The 16508-nt window shown below is 64.9% G+C and carries 12 protein-coding genes and 1 pseudogene; 10 read left to right on the forward strand and 3 right to left on the reverse strand.

Annotated features, from left to right (window positions below; translation table 11 throughout):
• Positions 1-548: 548 nt before the first annotated feature.
• Positions 549-797 carry a hypothetical protein gene (locus NKI95_RS26510; RefSeq protein ID WP_352516041.1) on the forward strand — a complete coding sequence of 83 codons (249 nt, stop codon included), beginning with the start codon at positions 549-551 and terminating at the stop codon, positions 795-797.
• Between the two features lie 757 nt (positions 798-1554).
• On the opposite strand, the gene NKI95_RS26515 is transcribed toward NKI95_RS26510, so the two are convergent.
• The 3 genes from NKI95_RS26515 to NKI95_RS26525 all read right to left on the reverse strand — a co-directional run bounded on the left by NKI95_RS26515 (position 1555) and on the right by NKI95_RS26525 (position 4869).
• Positions 1555-2772: an MFS transporter gene (locus NKI95_RS26515; protein ID WP_352720380.1), complete on the reverse strand. Its 1218-nt coding sequence runs from the start codon at positions 2770-2772 to the stop codon at positions 1555-1557.
• 57 nt (positions 2773-2829) lie between these two features.
• Positions 2830-4266, reverse strand: a complete 1437-nt coding sequence (rpoN, locus tag NKI95_RS26520; protein ID WP_352720382.1) for an RNA polymerase factor sigma-54 — start codon at positions 4264-4266, stop codon at positions 2830-2832.
• A gap of 69 nt (positions 4267-4335) precedes the next feature.
• On the reverse strand, positions 4336-4869 hold the full coding sequence (locus NKI95_RS26525; RefSeq protein ID WP_352516037.1) for a peroxiredoxin: 534 nt from the start codon (positions 4867-4869) through the stop codon (positions 4336-4338).
• A 1660-nt stretch (positions 4870-6529) separates the two neighbouring features.
• On the opposite strand from NKI95_RS26525, the gene NKI95_RS26530 reads away from it, so the two are divergent.
• The 9 genes and pseudogenes from NKI95_RS26530 to fni all read left to right on the forward strand — a co-directional run bounded on the left by NKI95_RS26530 (position 6530) and on the right by fni (position 16479).
• Entirely contained in the window at positions 6530-7732 is a 1203-nt protein-coding gene (locus NKI95_RS26530; RefSeq protein ID WP_352720384.1) for a cytochrome P450, read from the forward strand.
• A gap of 90 nt (positions 7733-7822) precedes the next feature.
• Positions 7823-9112, forward strand: a complete 1290-nt coding sequence (locus NKI95_RS26535; protein WP_352720385.1) for a cytochrome P450 — start codon at positions 7823-7825, stop codon at positions 9110-9112.
• A 1-nt stretch (position 9113) separates the two neighbouring features.
• Positions 9114-9239 (forward strand): annotated as a pseudogene (locus tag NKI95_RS26540) (ferredoxin); the annotation flags it as partial.
• Between the two features lie 168 nt (positions 9240-9407).
• Positions 9408-10250 carry an SDR family oxidoreductase gene (locus NKI95_RS26545; protein WP_352491518.1) on the forward strand — a complete coding sequence of 281 codons (843 nt, stop codon included), beginning with the start codon at positions 9408-9410 and terminating at the stop codon, positions 10248-10250.
• Positions 10250-11593 (forward strand): cytochrome P450, encoded by a 1344-nt coding sequence (locus NKI95_RS26550; protein WP_352720386.1) that lies wholly within the window; start codon positions 10250-10252, stop codon positions 11591-11593. Before NKI95_RS26545 ends, NKI95_RS26550 begins: the two co-directional genes overlap by 1 nt.
• A 154-nt stretch (positions 11594-11747) precedes the next feature.
• A complete protein-coding gene (locus NKI95_RS26555; RefSeq protein ID WP_352720435.1) occupies positions 11748-12746 on the forward strand; it encodes a polyprenyl synthetase family protein in 999 nt (332 codons plus the stop codon).
• 148 nt (positions 12747-12894) lie between these two features.
• Positions 12895-14445, forward strand: a complete 1551-nt coding sequence (locus NKI95_RS26560; protein WP_352720387.1) for a hypothetical protein — start codon at positions 12895-12897, stop codon at positions 14443-14445.
• Positions 14442-15344 (forward strand): terpene synthase family protein, encoded by a 903-nt coding sequence (locus NKI95_RS26565; RefSeq protein ID WP_352720388.1) that lies wholly within the window; start codon positions 14442-14444, stop codon positions 15342-15344. The genes NKI95_RS26560 and NKI95_RS26565 overlap by 4 nt, the downstream gene beginning before the upstream one ends.
• An 85-nt stretch (positions 15345-15429) precedes the next feature.
• On the forward strand, positions 15430-16479 hold the full coding sequence (gene fni / locus NKI95_RS26570) for a type 2 isopentenyl-diphosphate Delta-isomerase (protein ID WP_352720389.1): 1050 nt from the start codon (positions 15430-15432) through the stop codon (positions 16477-16479).
• The last annotated feature ends 29 nt before the right edge of the window (positions 16480-16508 follow it).

Consider the following 16508-nt stretch of genomic DNA (forward strand, 5'->3'; position numbering starts at 1 on the left):
GTCGACGGGATCGACATCGTTTGGACGGCTCCGGAGGAAGGCAAAGATCCGCGCGTGGTGGTCGGGTGGTATCGCGGTGCGCGACTGTATCGCCACCGCCAGCACTTCAAGGGGCGTAACCCTTCCGCCCAGCATTACAAGGATAAGATCAGGTCGTTCAGGGCTAGGACACTCGCCGAAAATGCATTCGTGCTGCCCCCGGAGGATAGGCACCGTGGCAAAGGGTGGAGTGGCCAGGCAAGCTGGTGGCATGCGAACGATACGACAGATCGATCCGCCAGAGCATTCGTCAAGAGAGTAAAGGCATTAATGGAAGGCGAGCCAGTCGCTCCCGTCGGGGTATCGCCCGATCATGATGGAGGTCGTGGCCGACCGGCTGGAGCGGCAGCGTCCGACGTCTACAAACGGTATGTGCGGAAGTACGAGATCAATGTCCATCCTCAGCATGACAGTCTGCACAAACAGTTCGTAGCGTTTCTCAGCGAGCGATATCCGCGGATTGATTTTCCCGCTTGTTTTCGCGACGACCTTCGGTTGCGGTTGACGCAATGCCGGAAGTGATGGTCGAGATCAAGCCTGCTGATGCGGCTACGATGCGCTTCGCGATTCGCGCCGCGACCGGCCAGTTGCTCGACTACCGCCAGCATCAGCGGTGGACTGGCCGACAGGTAATTCTCGTCGGTGCGAAGGTGACGAGCAAGAACGATCTAAGTCTGGCGTTTGACAACGGCTTTGGCCTGGCCTGGCCCATTGGAACCGGCGGATTCGAGATCCGCTGGCCCGACGGCGCTGGTTGATTGGCAAGCAAGCGCCGAACGTCCGGAGGCTAAAGCTCAGGGTCGCGATGGATCGGCATTGCTGCTTTCGGTGCCGAACCCAATCTCTCATGTGGGGATATCGCAGTCCTCCAAACGATGCTCAAGTCGGTAGTAATGGTCCCTCATGCTTCGCAATCGTGCAATCAGTCCTTACTCGCCGGCGCGCAGAGCTGTGACGAACTCGTTTTCCTCCGCGAACCTGCTTAGGAGAGATCGTATCGCGTACGTACGACATCGATGTTTTGCGCCAGCTCAGTGCGGCCAATTTTGTACGATTGCTTGAATTCAGCGTATATCACGCCGTAGATTCAATCAGTCTGCGGCGCAGTTCGATGAACACTGCATCGTCCGTCGATTCGGATAGTCTGGCATCCGACAGTATGTTTCTGACGTGGAGCTCAGTGACGCAGACCGCTGATATAGCACTTGTGTCAACGATCAACGCCAAACCGAGAGGCTTTCTTATCGTCTTGCATTTTGAGAAATTTCTACCCCTTGAGTGTCTCAAATGCGTATGCGCGAGCCTCTAAGGTCGCTGTACGTTGGCTTTAACGGTGCGGCAGATGCCGCGCACCGAGGTGCTTTGTCGACAACCGGTGTCGGTCGCCATGGCCCGGAGGTGAAGCCGGCGAGGCGCTTGCGCTGGTCCATGAGTAATCGTGCGGAGGACCGCGCCGCGCCGTGCCTCGCATCTCTCGTGCCGCTTGCGCTGCTGAGGCCTCTTCTGTCAGGCGGTCTAGGTTTCGCGCTTCGGGCCGAGCAGGAACACTGTCAGGGCGGCGGCGAACGTGGCAACAGCACTGTAGGCAATGGCACTGGTAATCCCGGCATTGTCCACCAATACTCCGCCGAAAATCGCGCCGGCTGCGATTGCCACTTGGAATGCTACGACCATCAGCACACCGGCGCTTTCGGCCTGCTCGGGAACGGCCCGCCGCACCATCCACGTCTGTAATCCCACCGGCACGGCGCCGAAGGCAAAGCCCCACCCGGCAACCGCAATCGCCGAGGCGAAGGCCGATGCTCCCGCCATCAGCAGCGAAACAGCGGCTATCGCTATGAGCAGCGGTGCAAGGGCCGCGACTGCCTTGAGACTGTACTCGGCCAGAAGCCCGCCGGCCAAATTGCCGAAGAATCCCCCGATGCCAAAAGCAAGCAACACAAGCGAAATCGTTTCGACGTCCAGAGCGGGAACCTTCTCGAGGAAGGCGCGGATATAAGTGATTCCGGCGAAGTGGCCGGAACCGACAAGCAGGACGACCACAAGCGCGACCTTGACCATCGGAATCTTAGCCACATTCAGCAGGCTGCGGAAGCTAGCCACTCCAATCGGAGGCAGTCTCGGAATGGTTATGAGTTGCACCAGCAGTGTAGCCGCGCCGCCGACTGCGGCGAGCATGAAGGCACTTCGCCATCCCCAGATATCGCCGACATAAGCGCCGATTGGAGCTGCGCAAACGGTAGCCACGGAAACGCCGGTGAGGATGATCGCCATAGCGCGCGGCAGGAGGTGGCTTGGAACGAGCCGCATCGCCAGTGCTGCCGACATCGACCAGAAGCCTCCGAGCGCTATGCCGAGCACGACGCGTGCAGTCAGGAGAACCGCCAGCGACCACGCGCCGGCCGCCAGAACGTCCGACAGGATCAGCAGCAGCGTCATCGCCCACATGACGAGCCTGCGGTCCAGGCGCTTTGTGATGATAGCCACTGTCGGCGCCGAGATCGCCCCGACGATAGCGGTCGCCGTCATCGCCTGTCCAGCCGCTCCCTCGGTGATGCCGAGATCATGTGCGAGCGGCGTGAGCAGGCTGACAGGCAGAAACTCTGCGGTCACCAGCCCGAAGGTGCCCAAGGAAAGCGAAATGACCGCACCCCATGCGGGACCAGACGGTGGGACGGGCTTTTCTGGGTCGTGCAGAACAGCGTCCACAACGCCTGCCGCGGATTGGGTCATGAACGAAGTCTCCACTTTGATGCAATGCAACCTGATGTTGGCTGCCTTGACCCAAATTTAAAAACACAAGCGCTTTTCCCGGCGGCGTTGCACGGAGGAGGGGATGTTCATTGCTTCGCGATATTTTGTGACGGTGCGGCGCGCAACATCGATGCCGGTTTCCTTCAGCCGGGCAGCGATGTCCTCGTCGGAAAGCACGTCACCGTGAGATTCTGCGGCAATCATCGCTTTGATCCGATGGCGGACAGCTTCGGCTGAGTGCGCATCGCCGCCTTGGCAGGACGCGATTGCGACGGTGAAAAAATACTTCAGTTCAAAGACGCCGCGCGGGGTAAGCATGTACTTGTTCGAGGTCACCCGGCTTACCGTCGACTCGTGCACGCCGATCGCGTCAGCGACGGTTCTGAGATTGAGAGGGCGCAGGTGGGCGACGCCATGTTCCAAAAAGGCATCCTGCTGACGCACGATTTCAGCCGCAACCTTAACGATGGTCTTGGCGCGCTGATCGAGGCTGCGGATTAGCCAGTTCGCGTTTTGCAAGCATTCGTCGAGAAATGCTTTATCCTTCGCACTTTGGGCAGTTTGACGCGAGACTTCGGCATAGTAGCTTTGGTTGATCAGCAGCTTTGGCAGTGTGGCGGGATCGAGTTCGATCTGCCATCCCCCTTGCGGTGAGGGCGTGACCCAGATGTCGGGTATGATTGATTCAGACGCACCGGATTGGAATCGGTTCCCAGGCTTGGGATCGAGCGCCCGAATCTCATGCATCATGTCGAGAAGGTCTTCTTCATCGACTCCGCAATGCTGCTTCAGTGCCTCAAAATCGCGCCGCGCAAGCATTTCAAGATGGGCAACCAAAGCTGCCATTGCCGGGTCGAGCCGGTTACGCTGGCGCAACTGGATCTCGAGGCATTCTCTGAGACTTCGCGCAAAAACTCCCGGTGGATCAAATTGCTGCAAGGTTCCGAGAACCCGTTCCACAACAGCCTCATGGACATTCAGGCTCTCGGCCAGCTCCAAAAGGTTTGCCCGAAGATAGCCAGTATCTTCCAGATCGGCGGCAAGCTGGCCAGCGATCAGCCGCTCCTGTGGTGTGAACGCAGTGAGGGCGATCTGACGAGCGACATGGTCGTGCAATGTTTCGGCGAGGGTGGCAAACTCGTCGAGGGAAGGGCCATTGCCCGGCGGGTTGTTGGTCGTGTTGCCGAGTGATTTCCATTGCCCGAGCCGTTCAGGCGACCCTGCCCCGGTCGGTCCTTCAACGGCGTTTGCGCCAGGGCCGACAGGCTGATCCGCTCCCGAAATCGAGACGTCGTCAAAAGGCCCGCCATCGCTTGATGCAGATTCCAAAAGCGGGTTCTTCTCGATTTCCCGCTCCACGAACTGATGCAGTTCAGTATGCGCCAGTTGCAGCAGGCGAATCGACTCAATGAGTTGAGGCGATGCGACCATGGATTGCTTCTGGCGCTGAAGCAGGCTTGCTGAGGATTGCATGGTGAGCGCGAAAATCCTGTCGAGGAGCCTCTTGGAGCCGGCAATGGCACCACTGAGACGTATTCTAGGTCATGCGGCGGCTTTCAGCGTTTCGAGAACGTTTTGCGGGGACGAGACGCCATAGGGGTCGGCCTCGCAGTTGTCGGAGAAACCTTCCTCCTCGAACCAGTGCTCCACCACGCCATTGTTGATCAGGGCGGCGTAGCGCCAGGAGCGCATCCCGAAGCCGAGATTGTCCTTGGCGACCAGCATGCCCATTTTGCGTGTGAACTCGCCTGAGCCATCGGGGATGAGCTCGACCTGCTTCAGGCCCAAGGACTTCCCCCACGCATTCATGACGAAGGCGTCGTTGACTGAGAGGCAGTAAATCGCGTCAATTCCCTCCTTCTCAAACTCATCATAGAGCTCTTCGAACTGGGGCAATTGGTAGGTCGAGCAGGTCGGCGTGAAGGCGCCAGGCAGCGAGAACAGGATGACCCGCTTGCCGGCAAAGTAGTCGTCCGATGTCTTTTCTTCCCAGCGATATGGATTTGGGCCCTGGACTGACTCATCGCGAACACGCGTGAGAAAGGTGACGAAGGGAACCTTCTTTTGAACGGTCATCAACTTGCTCCTCAGGAAAAAACTGGCGCGCCGGATTCTGGCAGAGGCTGGCGCAATACCGAGCAAAGGCTCGTATGCCGGGGATGAAATGAGGCCCTCGCGGCTCGCACCCTCCTTTTTCCATCCCGATGTAGGGGAACGTCTTGGCTGCTGGTCTTCGTCACCCGAACGCCATCGATCTGAGCAAGTGGAGGCTGTCGAGCCGCTGGAGCAATCTTTCCAAGGCTATGGCGCCGGAAGCGGCATCCATCGCTCGCGCTCGTGCCCGGGACAAAGTGATAGCGGGCCCGAAGTAGCCAATATCGGACGCGTGTGGAGGCCTCAAATGTGACTTCACGCAAGAGACCCGCGTTACTGAGCTGGTTCGGCGTATTGTCGATATTTGCCAGTGACCCGCCGACCTTGGCTTCGGTGGCTCTTTGACGGGGCTCTTGGGCACTCACATGCTGATCAGAACCGGTAAACGGCAATTGCGCGAGCGCCATGTGTTGGCGTGCCGGCATCGGACCAGTCGTGCGCAAAGCGGCCGCCGAGGAGGGACCTCCGGAGGAGATGATGTACCGATGTTCAACGGGAACGGGCACCGTCTCCTCAGGCCACGGTCTAGAGCTTCGCGTGTCGGGCATGGCGCAAGTCGCTTTCATCGTGTTTTGATGGGCTCTGACCAGGAGCAGCAAGCGGCGTGCCATTTCAAATAGAGATGCTTTTGGACCGCCCCCTTCTTCTCGGAGGCCGTGTCTTAGAAGATCGGGCGCGCGCTATAACCGCCTCGTCACCACACGCAACAACGGTGCTGTATGGTGCGGGTATTCGGCGCTTCCGCCCCGGCTGGGCAAAGACGAACCGGAAGCCGAGCCGATGCACTACCTCACACCGGCGGGCACTGCAGCGAGTGCGTAGCGTGTGCCACTAGCGTGTTCTTGCGTGCGGAGGCACGGCTATCGCGAACACGCGCCTGTCGCAGCAACCATGAGCGCGCGCTCTTCGGCAAGCGCCCTGATTCCGTGAGGATCGAATTCCACAATCGTGTCTGTTTGCCGCCCTCTTATGTTCGAAACTGGACCAGAATGTCGCAAGCCCGACCTAAAGGTCGCCCGAGGCGTTCTGTCCGACACTGTTCCGTCGCCTTTGTTGGCCCGCGACACCGGCTTATTTCGCCTAGCTCTTCTCTGGCCTCAGGCTAAGCCGCTGAGAAGCTGCCACAATCTTTTTCTGCTGCGGCCAAATTGGCACGAGATTTGAAGCACCTTCGTTGCGGGCCGGGAGCCGCCGACCGACTTTCATTTCGTGGATGGCACGAATGGAACGAAGAAAGAAAAGCAAAATGTCAAATCCGCGTCGGATAGCGTCTATGGGCAGGGGGTCCTCGGCGAAACCGCCCTTACCCAACAGCTCGCCGCCCTTGTCGACCCTTGCTCAGGAAATCTTGGCCGGCGGCGGCTCAAAGGCCCACCACACCGACCTTATCCTGAAATCGATGGTGCAGGATAAAGTTCTGCATCTCGCCGCGCGGTGTGCCTAGACAGTTACACGTTGGCCGATCTTGATAATCAGGCCGGCCGTCGGAGGACGTCATCTGTATGCCGTCTTAGGTCATTCGCTGCCGCAGCGCCCGCCGGTCACCTTCCGCCCTTCCATCGCTATAGAGTGAAGTGCCACCATGCCCGAACAACCTTTGCCGACGCTGCCGATGTGGCGCGTCGATCACATTGAGCCCTCGCCCGAGATGTTGGCACTACGCGCCAACGGTCCGATCCACCGCGTGCGCTTCCCGTCCGGGCACGAAGGCTGGTGGGTCACAGGCTACGACGAGGCCAAGGCGGTGTTGTCCGACGCGGCGTTCCGGCCCTCCGGAATGCCGCCGGCGGCATTCACCCCGGATTCGGTGATTCTCGGTTCGCCGGGGTGGCTGGTCTCGCACGAGGGGGGCGAGCATGCGCGGTTACGTGCGATCGTGGCGCCGGCCTTCAGCAACGGCAGGGTGAAGCTGCTCGCGCAACAGGTCAAGGCGATCGCCGCGCAGTTGTTCGAGACGCTGGCGGCCCAGCCCCAGCCCGCCGACCTGCGGCGCCACCTCTCCTTTCCGCTTCCGGGCATGGTCATCAGCGCGCTGATGGGCGTGCTCTACGAGGATCACGCCTTTTTCGCCGGGCTGTCGGACGAGGTGATGACGCACCAGCATGAAAGCGGCCCGCGCAGCGCGTCGCGCTTGGCCTGGGAAGAACTGCGTGCCTACATTCGCGGCAAGATGCGGGACAAGCGCCAGGATCCGGGCGACAACCTGCTGACGGATCTGCTCGCGGCGGTCGACCAGGGCAAGGCGACCGAGGAAGAGGCGATCGGCCTGGCGGCGGGCATGCTGGTGGCGGGGCACGAGAGCACCGTCACGCAGATCGAATTCGGCCTGCTGGCCATGTTCCGCCATCCGCAACAGCGCGAACGCCTGGTCGGCGATCTATCCCTGGTGGACAAGGCCGTGGAGGAAATCCTGCGCATGTACCCGCCGGGCGCGGGCTGGGACGGCATCATGCGCTATCCGAGGACCGACGTGACTATCGCGGGCGTGCATGTTCCCGCGGAGAGCAAGGTGCTGGTCGGCCTGCCGGCGACGTCGTTCGATCCGCGCCATTTCAAGGACCCGGAAATCTTCGACATTGGACGTGACGAAAACCCGCACCTGGCGTTCTCCCATGGGCCGCACTACTGCATCGGCGCGGCGCTGGCCAGGCTGGAACTCAAGGTGGTGTTCGGTTCGATCTTCCAGCGCTTTCCCGCGCTGCGCCTGGCCGTGGCGCCCGAAGAACTGAAGTTGCGCAAGGAGATCATCACTGGCGGGTTCGAGGAGTTCCCGGTGCTCTGGTGATGCGCGGACGCCACCGGGAACCGCGATGTTCTCCGAATTCGCCGGCGCGCCTGCCGCGCGCCGGTCAGATCAGCCAGCAACAGGTGACCAATGGATGTACAAGAAACCACGGCAGCATGCCGGGACGCCTTCGCCGAACTGGCGTCGCCAGCGTGCATTCAGGACCCGTATCCATTCATGCGGTGGTTGCGCGAGCACGATCCGGTGCATCGCGCGGCGTCGGGCCTCTTTCTGTTGAGCCGCCACGCCGACATCTACTGGGCGCTCAAGGCCACGGGCGATGCTTTTCGGGGACCGGCGCCGGGCGAACTGGCGCGCTATTTCCCGCGGGCGGCGACCAGCCTGTCACTCAATCTGCTGGCGTCCACGCTAGCCATGAAGGAACCACCGACTCATACGCGTCTGCGCCGGCTGATCTCGCGCGATTTCACCATCGGCCAGATCGACAACCTGAGGCCGACCATCGCTCGCATTGTCGCAGCGCGCCTGGACGGCATGGCGCCCGCGCTGGAGCGCGGGGAGGCGGTGGACCTGCATCAGGAATTCGCGCTGGCCTTGCCCATGCTGGTTTTCGGCGAACTGTTCGGCATGCCCCAGGACGACACGTTCGGGCTCGTCGCCGGCATCAGCGCCATTCTGGAAGGCCTGAGCCCGCACGCCAGCGATCCCCAGCTCGCCGCGGCGGACGCGGCCAGCGCCAGGGTGCAGGCCTACTTCGGCGACCTCATACAGCGCAAGCGCACCGATCCCCGCCACGACATCGTGTCAATGCTGGTCGGCGCACACGACGACGATGCCGACATGCTGTCGGATGCGGAATTGATCAGCATGCTCTGGGGCATGCTGCTGGGCGGCTTCGCCACCACTGCCGCGGCCATCGGCCATGCGGTCCTGGCGATGCTGGCGTATCCCGAACAGCGGCACTGGCTGAAGGGAGATGCCGTGGGGGTGAAGGCATTCGTCGAAGAAGCCCTGCGCTACGACGCGCCCGCCATGTTCAGCTCCATTCCGCGTATCGCCCAGCGCGACATCGAACTGGGCGGCGTGGTGATCCCGAAGAACGCGGACGTGCGCGTGCTGATCGCGGCCGGCAATCGCGACCCGGACGCCTTCGCCGATCCCGACCGCTTCGATCCCGTGCGGTTCTACGGCACCAGTCCTGGCATGTCGATCGACGGGAAGATCATGCTGACCTTCGGCCACGGCATCCACTTCTGCCTGGGTGCGCAACTGGCCCGAGTGCAGTTGGCCGAGAGCCTGCCGCGGATCCAGGCGCGCTTCCCCACGCTGGCATTGGCCGAGCAGCCGACCCGGGAGCCCTCCGCGTTCCTTAGGACGTTCCGCGCGCTGCCGGTGCGGCTGCATGGGCAGGAGGGCTGAGATGCGCGTCCTGGTCGATCAGGATCTGTGCGGAACTACCGGGCAGTGCGTGCTGACGCTGCCGGGCACCTTTCGCCAGCGCGAACCGGACGGCGTGGCCGAAGTGTGCGTGGCGACGGTCCCGCAGGCGCTGCACGCCGCCGTGCGGCTTGCGGCCAACCAGTGCCCGGTCGCCGCCATTCGGGTCATCGAAAGCGACGCTGGCCATGACGAGCGCGCCGGCGCCGACCCTGCGCCTTCTCCGGCGGAGGCCGAGCGGCATGCTGCGAAAGACCAATACAATTCAGGAGACACGATGGGACGGTTTGAAGGCAAGGTGGCCGTGGTGACCGGCGCCGGCGCCGGCATCGGCAAGGCATGCGCTCTCGCCATCGCGCGCGGGGGCGGCAGAGTGGTGGTGGCCGACATTGATGGCTCGGCGGCCATCGCCTGCACCGCGCAGATCGCGGCCGAAGCAGGCCACGCGCTGCCCATAGCCATGGATATCGCCGATGCGCAGGCGGTGGCAGCGCTGTTCGAGACGGCGGAGCGGCACTTCGGTGGGGTCGACCTGCTGGTGAACAATGCGAGCGCCATGCATCTGACCCCGCGCGACCGCGCGATCCTCGACCTGGACCTGGCAGTCTGGGACCAGACCATGGCGACCAATCTGCGCGGCACGCTGCTCTGCTGCCGGCAGGCCATCCCACGGATGATCGCCCGCGGCGGTGGCGCGATCGTCAACATGTCGTCGTGCCAGGGGCTCAGCGGGGACACCGCGCAGACGTCCTACGCCGCGTCGAAGGCGGCGATGAACATGCTCTCGGCTTCGCTCGCCACCCAATACGGTCATGCGCAGATCCGCTGCAACGCCGTTGCGCCGGGTCTCGTCATGACCGAGCGTCTCCTCGCCAAGCTGGACGAGTGCATGCAACGGCATCTGCGCCGTCACCAGCTCCTGCAGCGCGTCGGCCGCCCCGAGGACGTGGCCGCGCTGGTGGCGTTCCTGCTCTCCGACGATGCTGCGTTCATCACCGGTCAGGTCGTGTGCATCGATGGCGGCATGCTGGCGCATGTGCCGACATACGCCGACGGTGGCAACAGCTGCGCCGCGCGCCCTGCCGGCCACACCGAATCGGCGGCGGCGGCGCGCTGCTGATGGACATGCTGCTCAACCCGCTCAACCGTCGGCACCGGCTGCGATGCGACATCCCGGTCATGCCTGGCGCTTTCCCCCTGGTCGGGCATCTTCCCGCCATTGTCTGCGACCTGCCGCGCCTGCTGCAGCGCGCAGAACGGACGCTGGGCAGCCACTTCTGGCTGGATTTCGGCCCTGCCGGACACCTGATGACCTGCGTGCATCCGGATGCGTTCGCACTGCTCCGGCACAAGGACGTGTCCTCGGCGCTGATCGAAGAGATCGCGCCCGAATTGCTTGGCGGAACGTTGGTTGCCCAGGACGGCGGCGCGCACCGGCAGGCGCGCGATGCGATTAAGGCGGCGTTCCTGCCCAAGGGGCTGACCCAGGCCGGCATCGGCGACCTGTTCGCGCCCGTCATCTGGGCGCGGGTGCAGGCGTGGCGCGAGCGCGGCGACATAACCATCCTGCGCGAAACCGGCGACCTGATGCTCAAGCTCATCTTCAGCCTCATGGGAATCCCCGCGCAGGACCTGCCGGGATGGCATCGCAAATACCGGCAACTGCTGCAGTTGATCGTCGCGCCCCCGGTCGACCTGCCCGGACTGCCCTTGCGGCGAGGCCGCGCCGCCCGCGACTGGATCGACGCGCAGTTGCGCCAGTTCGTCCGCGACGCGCGCGCGCATGCCGCGCGCACCGGGTTGATCAACGACATGGTGAGCGCCTTCGACCGCAGCGACGATGCGCTTTCCGATGACGTCCTGGTCGCCAATATCCGCTTGCTGCTGCTTGCCGGTCACGACACCACTGCCTCGACGATGGCCTGGATAGTGATCGAGCTGGCGCGGCAGCCTGTGCTGTGGGACGCCCTGGTCGAGGAGGCGCAACGCGTGGGCGCGGTGCCGACCCGGCACGCGGACCTGGCTGAGTGTCCGGTCGCCGAGGCGCTGTTCCGCGAGACGCTGCGCCTGCATCCGGCGACCACGCTCCTGCCGCGTCGCGTGCTGCAGGAATTGCAACTCGGCCAACGGCGCATTCCCGCGGGCACCCATCTGTGCATCCCGCTGCTGCATTTCTCGACCTCGGCGCTGCTGCACGAGGCGCCTGATCAGTTCCGTCTGGCGCGGTGGCTGCAACGCACGGAGCCGATCCGGCCGGTGGACATGCTGCAGTTCGGTACCGGCCCACACGTCTGCATCGGCTACCACCTGGTATGGCTGGAAATGGTGCAGTTCTGCATCGCCTTGGCGCTGACGATGCACCAGGCCGGGGTGCGGCCGCGGTTGCTGAGCGGCGTCGAAAAAGGCCGGCGGTATTACCCGACCGCACATCCGTCCATGGCAATCCGCATAGGCTTCTCATGAGCTGGCATCGCATGCCCCGTGTGGCGAGGCAGCGGCGCCGGCGAGGCGCGGCATTGCTGCACTCAGCGCACGCGCTCGGTGCGACGCCGGCAACACCGCTGCGGCTTGGCGCTCGCTGTGGCCATCTCGTGTCAGGTACAAGGACATGAAAAACATGCAGACCGGTTCCACGCTACACGACGACCGAACTGGCGTTTCCGTGCTCGGCGGATTGGGCGCGCAGGCGCGCGGCGCATCCGGCAGGCTGCTGCCGGAGATCTGGATGCAGGACGGCGCAAAGCGGGTCGAACAGGCGCTGGCGCGTCTTCTCTGCGCCGAAGACGACGGTGAGACCGAGCTGATGGCGGCGATGCGCTACGCCACCTTGCATGGCGGGAAGCGCACCCGCGCCTTGCTCTGTCTGGCTGCCGGCGCACTGGCCGACACGCCGGCGCACATGCTTGACGACGTCGGCGCCGCCATCGAGATGATGCACGCCTGTACCCTGGTCCACGACGACCTGCCCGCGATGGACGACGACGTGCTTCGCCGCGGCCTTCCGACCGTGCACGTCAAGTTCGGCGAAGCCACTGCGATCCTGGCCGGCGATGCGCTGCAGGCGCACGCCTTCCTGACCCTGGCGAGCCTGGATGCGCCGGGCGACAACCGTATCGCGCTCGTGCGCGAACTGGCGCAGGCCGTGTCCGCCGAGGGTGCCGCAGGCGGGCAGGCCATGGATCTGTCGCTGGTCGGAAAGCACGCCGAGCTGGACAGGATTGTGGCGATGCACCGGATGAAGAGCGGAGCGCTAGTGCGCGCGTCCGTTCGCATGGGCGCGCTATGCTCCATCGCGGAGGATGCCGCGCACGCTGCGCTGTACTGTGCGCTCGATCGGTACACCGCCTGTTTCGGCCTGGCGTTGCAGGTGGTCGATGACATTCTCGACGCGACAGCGGATACCGCGACGCTGGGCAAGACCCCCGGCAAGGACGCGGCGGCGCAGAAGCCGACCTGCGCGTCGATCATGGGGCTGCAGGCAGCGCGCCAGTTCGCGCTGGATTTGTTGCGCGACGCCGGGGAAGCCATCGCCCCGCTGGGGCCGCGTGCGGAACGGTTGGCGCAGATACTGCAGCGGGCCAACGGGTATCTGTTCAAGCACGCGCCATGCGCATGAGCACGCCCGTCCACATGGAGTCGCCCCTGTGCCGCTGCGATCGGCCGGCGGCAGCGGTGCATGCTGCACTGTGCCCGAGTCCGCGGCGATGTGCGCGGCGTCTGCCGATCCTGGTTCTCGTCAATCGTCTGCAGAAGGAACATCCCGCGTGAACGCGCTGTCCGAACAGATCCTTTCCGAATTGCGCCACCTGCTGAGCGAGATGAGCGACGGCGGCAGCGTCGGTCCGTCCGTCTACGACACGGCGCGAGCTCTGCAGTTCCACGGCAACGTCACCGGTCGGCAGGACGCATACGCGTGGCTCATCGCGCAGCAACAGGCCGATGGCGGATGGGGAAGTGCGGACTTCCCGCTGTTCCGCCATGCGCCCACGTGGGCGGCGTTGCTGGCATTGCGGCGTGCCGATCCTGTTCCCGGCGCTGCCGACGCAGTCCAGGCTGCAACCCGGTTCATCGAGCGCCAGCCCGATCCCTACGCGCATGCGGTGCCGGAAGACGCGCCGATCGCCGCGGAGCTGATCCTGCCGCAGCTATCCGGCGAGGCCGCATCCTTGCTGGGCGACGTGGCGTTTCCGCGCCACCCGGCGCTGTTGCCGTTGCGGCAAGCGTGCCTGGTCAAGCTGGGGGCGGTGGGGACGTTGCCGAGCGGCCATCCGTTGCTGCACTCCTGGGAAGCCTGGGGGACGTCGCCGACCACCGCATGCCCGGATGACGACGGCAGCATCGGCATCAGTCCGGCGGCCACCGCCGCGTGGCGTGCGCACGCCGTGACACAGGGGAGCACGCCGCAGGTCGGGCGGGCCGACGCGTATTTGGAGGCGGCATCGCGGGCGACGCGCAGCGGCATCGAAGGTGTCTTTCCCAACGTCTGGCCGATCAATGTATTCGAGCCATGCTGGTCGCTGTACACCCTGCATCTGGCCGGTCTGTTCGCGCATCCCGCGCTGGCCGAGGCGGTGCAAGTGATCGTCGCGCAGCTCGACGCCCGCCTCGGCGTGCGCGGTCTGGGCCCGGCCTTGCACTTCGCGGCCGATGCGGACGATACCGCCGTTGCGATGTGCGTCCTGCGCCTTGCAGGCCGCGACCCGGCGGTCGATGCGTTGCGCCATTTCGAAATCGGCGAGCTGTTCGTCACCTTCCCCGGCGAGCGCAATGCCTCGGTGTCGACCAACATCCATGCCCTGCATGCGTTGCGGATGTTGGGAAAGCCCGCGGCCGGCACCAGCGCCTACGTCGAGGCCAATCGCAACCCGGACGGTCTATGGGACAACGAAAAATGGCACGTTTCGTGGCTGTATCCCACCGCGCATGCGGTCGCTGCGCTGGCGCAAGGCAAGCCCCAGTGGCGCGACGAGCGCGCGCTGGCGGCGCTGCTGCAGGCGCAGCGGGACGACGGCGGCTGGGGCGCCGGTCGCGCGTCCACATTCGAGGAAACTGCCTATGCGCTGTTCGCGTTGCACGTGATGGACGGGAGCGAAGAGCCGACAGGGCGCCGGCGCATCGCGCAGGCGGTGGCGCGTGCGCTGGAGTGGATGCTCGCCCGCCATGCAGCGCATGCATTGCCGCAGACGCCGCTGTGGATCGGCAAGGAACTGTATTGCCCCACCCGGGTGGTGCGCGTGGCCGAACTCGCCGGGTTGTGGCTGGCGCTTCGTTGGGGGCGGCGCGTCCTGGCCGAGGAAGCAGGAGCGGCGCCATGATCCAGACCGAACGCGCGCTGCAGCAGGTGCTGGAGTGGGGGCGTTCCCTGACCGGGTTCGCCCACGAGCATGCCGGGGAAGCGGTCAGGGGCGGCCAGTACATCCTGCAGCGCATTCACCCGAGCCTGCGCGACACCAGCGCCCGCACCGGCCGCGATCCGCAGGACGAAACGCTGATCGTGGCGTTCTATCGCGAACTGGCGCTGCTGTTCTGGCTCGACGATTGCAACGACCTTGGCCTGATCGCGCCGGAGCAGCTCGCTGCGGTGGAGCAGGCGCTGGGGCAGGGCGTGCCGTGCGCGCTCCCCGGATTCGAGGGCTGTGATGTGCTGCGCGCTTCACTCGCCGCGCTCGCCTACGATCGTCGCGACTATGCTCAGCTTCTCGACGATACCCGGTGCTACTGCGCGGCGCTGCGCGCCGGACGCGCGCAGGCGGCAGGGGCGGAACGCTGGTCCTACGCCGAGTACCTGCACAACGGCATCGATTCGATCGCCTACACGAACGTGTTCTGTTGCCTGTCCTTGCTGTGGGGACTGGACATGGCGACCTTGCGCGCGCGTCCGGCGTTTCGCCAGGTCCTGCGGCTCATCTCCGCGATAGGGCGCCTGCAGAACGATCTGCATGGACGCGAAAAGGACAGGTCGGCCGGCGAGGCCGACAACGCGGCGATCCTGCTGCTGCAGCGCTATCCGGCTATGCCTGTGGTGGAGTTCCTCAACGACGAGCTGGCCGGCCATACGCGCATGCTGCACCGGGTGATTGCGGAAGAACGCTTTCCGGCGCCGTGGGGACCGTTGATCGAGGCCATGGCGGCCATCCGCGCGCAGTACTACCAGACCTCGACCAGCCGCTACCGCAGCGACGCTGCGGGGGGAGGCCAGCGTGCGCCGGCCTGAACGCGCGGGAGGCGGCGGCGTGCGCGCGCTGCCGTCGGTCCGATCCGACGCAACGCCGTCGCCCGACGCCACGGATGGAGCGAGCATGAGCGACACCGCCCTGAGCCGGCGCAAGGATGACCATCTGGACATCGTGCTGGATCGGCGAACGGCGTCGGCCACGGTCGCCCCCGGCTGGGAGTACATCCGTTTCGAACACTGCGCATTGCCCGAGTTGGACCTGACGGAGATCGACCTGCGGGCCTCGCTGCTGGGCAAGACCATGCGCGCGCCGCTGCTGATCAGCTCCATGACCGGCGGCATGCCACGCGCCGAGGCCATCAACCGGCATCTGAGCGAGGCAGCGCAAGCCTTGGGGATAGCCATGTGCGTCGGTTCGCAGCGCGTGAGCCTGCAATCCCGCAACTCCCAGGGACTGACGCGCGCGCTGCGCCGCCTGGCCCCAGACATTCCCTTGCTGGCCAATATCGGCGCCGCGCAACTGCGCGAGGCCGAAGGCCTGGACCTGGCGCGCCGGGCGGTGGATGCGCTGGAGGCCGATGGACTCATCGTTCATCTCAATCCGCTGCAGGAAGCGGTACAGCCGGAGGGCGACCGCGACTGGCGCGGCGTCCTGGCGCAGATCGCTCGCGCCGCGCGCAGCGTGGGCGTGCCGATCGTGGCCAAGGAAGTGGGGTCGGGTCTGTCCGCTTCGGTGGCCTGTGCGCTCGTCGACGCGGGCGTGGCGGTGATCGATGTCGCCGGGGCCGGCGGCACCAGTTGGGCCGCGGTGGAGGGCGAGCGCGCCCGCGATGCCGCCGACCGTGCAGTGGCGATGGCGTTCGCCGATTGGGGGATTCCGACCCCGGGCAGCGTGCAGGCGGTACGTCGGGCGCTGCCAACGGTGAAGCTGATCGCGTCGGGCGGGATCCGCGACGGCGTCGACGTGGCCAAGGCCATCCGCCTGGGCGCGGACATCGCCGGGCAGGCGGCCGGCGTGCTGCGTGCGGCGACAGTGTCCACCGAGGCGGTTGTCGCGCATTTCGAGATCGTCATCCGCCAGTTGGCCGTCGCCTGCTTCTGCACCGGCTCGGCTGATCTGGCGGCGTTGCGTCAGGCGCGCTTGTTGCCCTCGGCGCATCTGCCCGCCGGTTGATGCCGGCGTCGCCCGCACGTGGCGGCGGG

Origin of the sequence: Mesorhizobium sp. M0306, from assembly GCF_040321655.1 — a bacterium.
Lineage (GTDB): Bacteria > Pseudomonadota > Alphaproteobacteria > Rhizobiales > Rhizobiaceae > Mesorhizobium.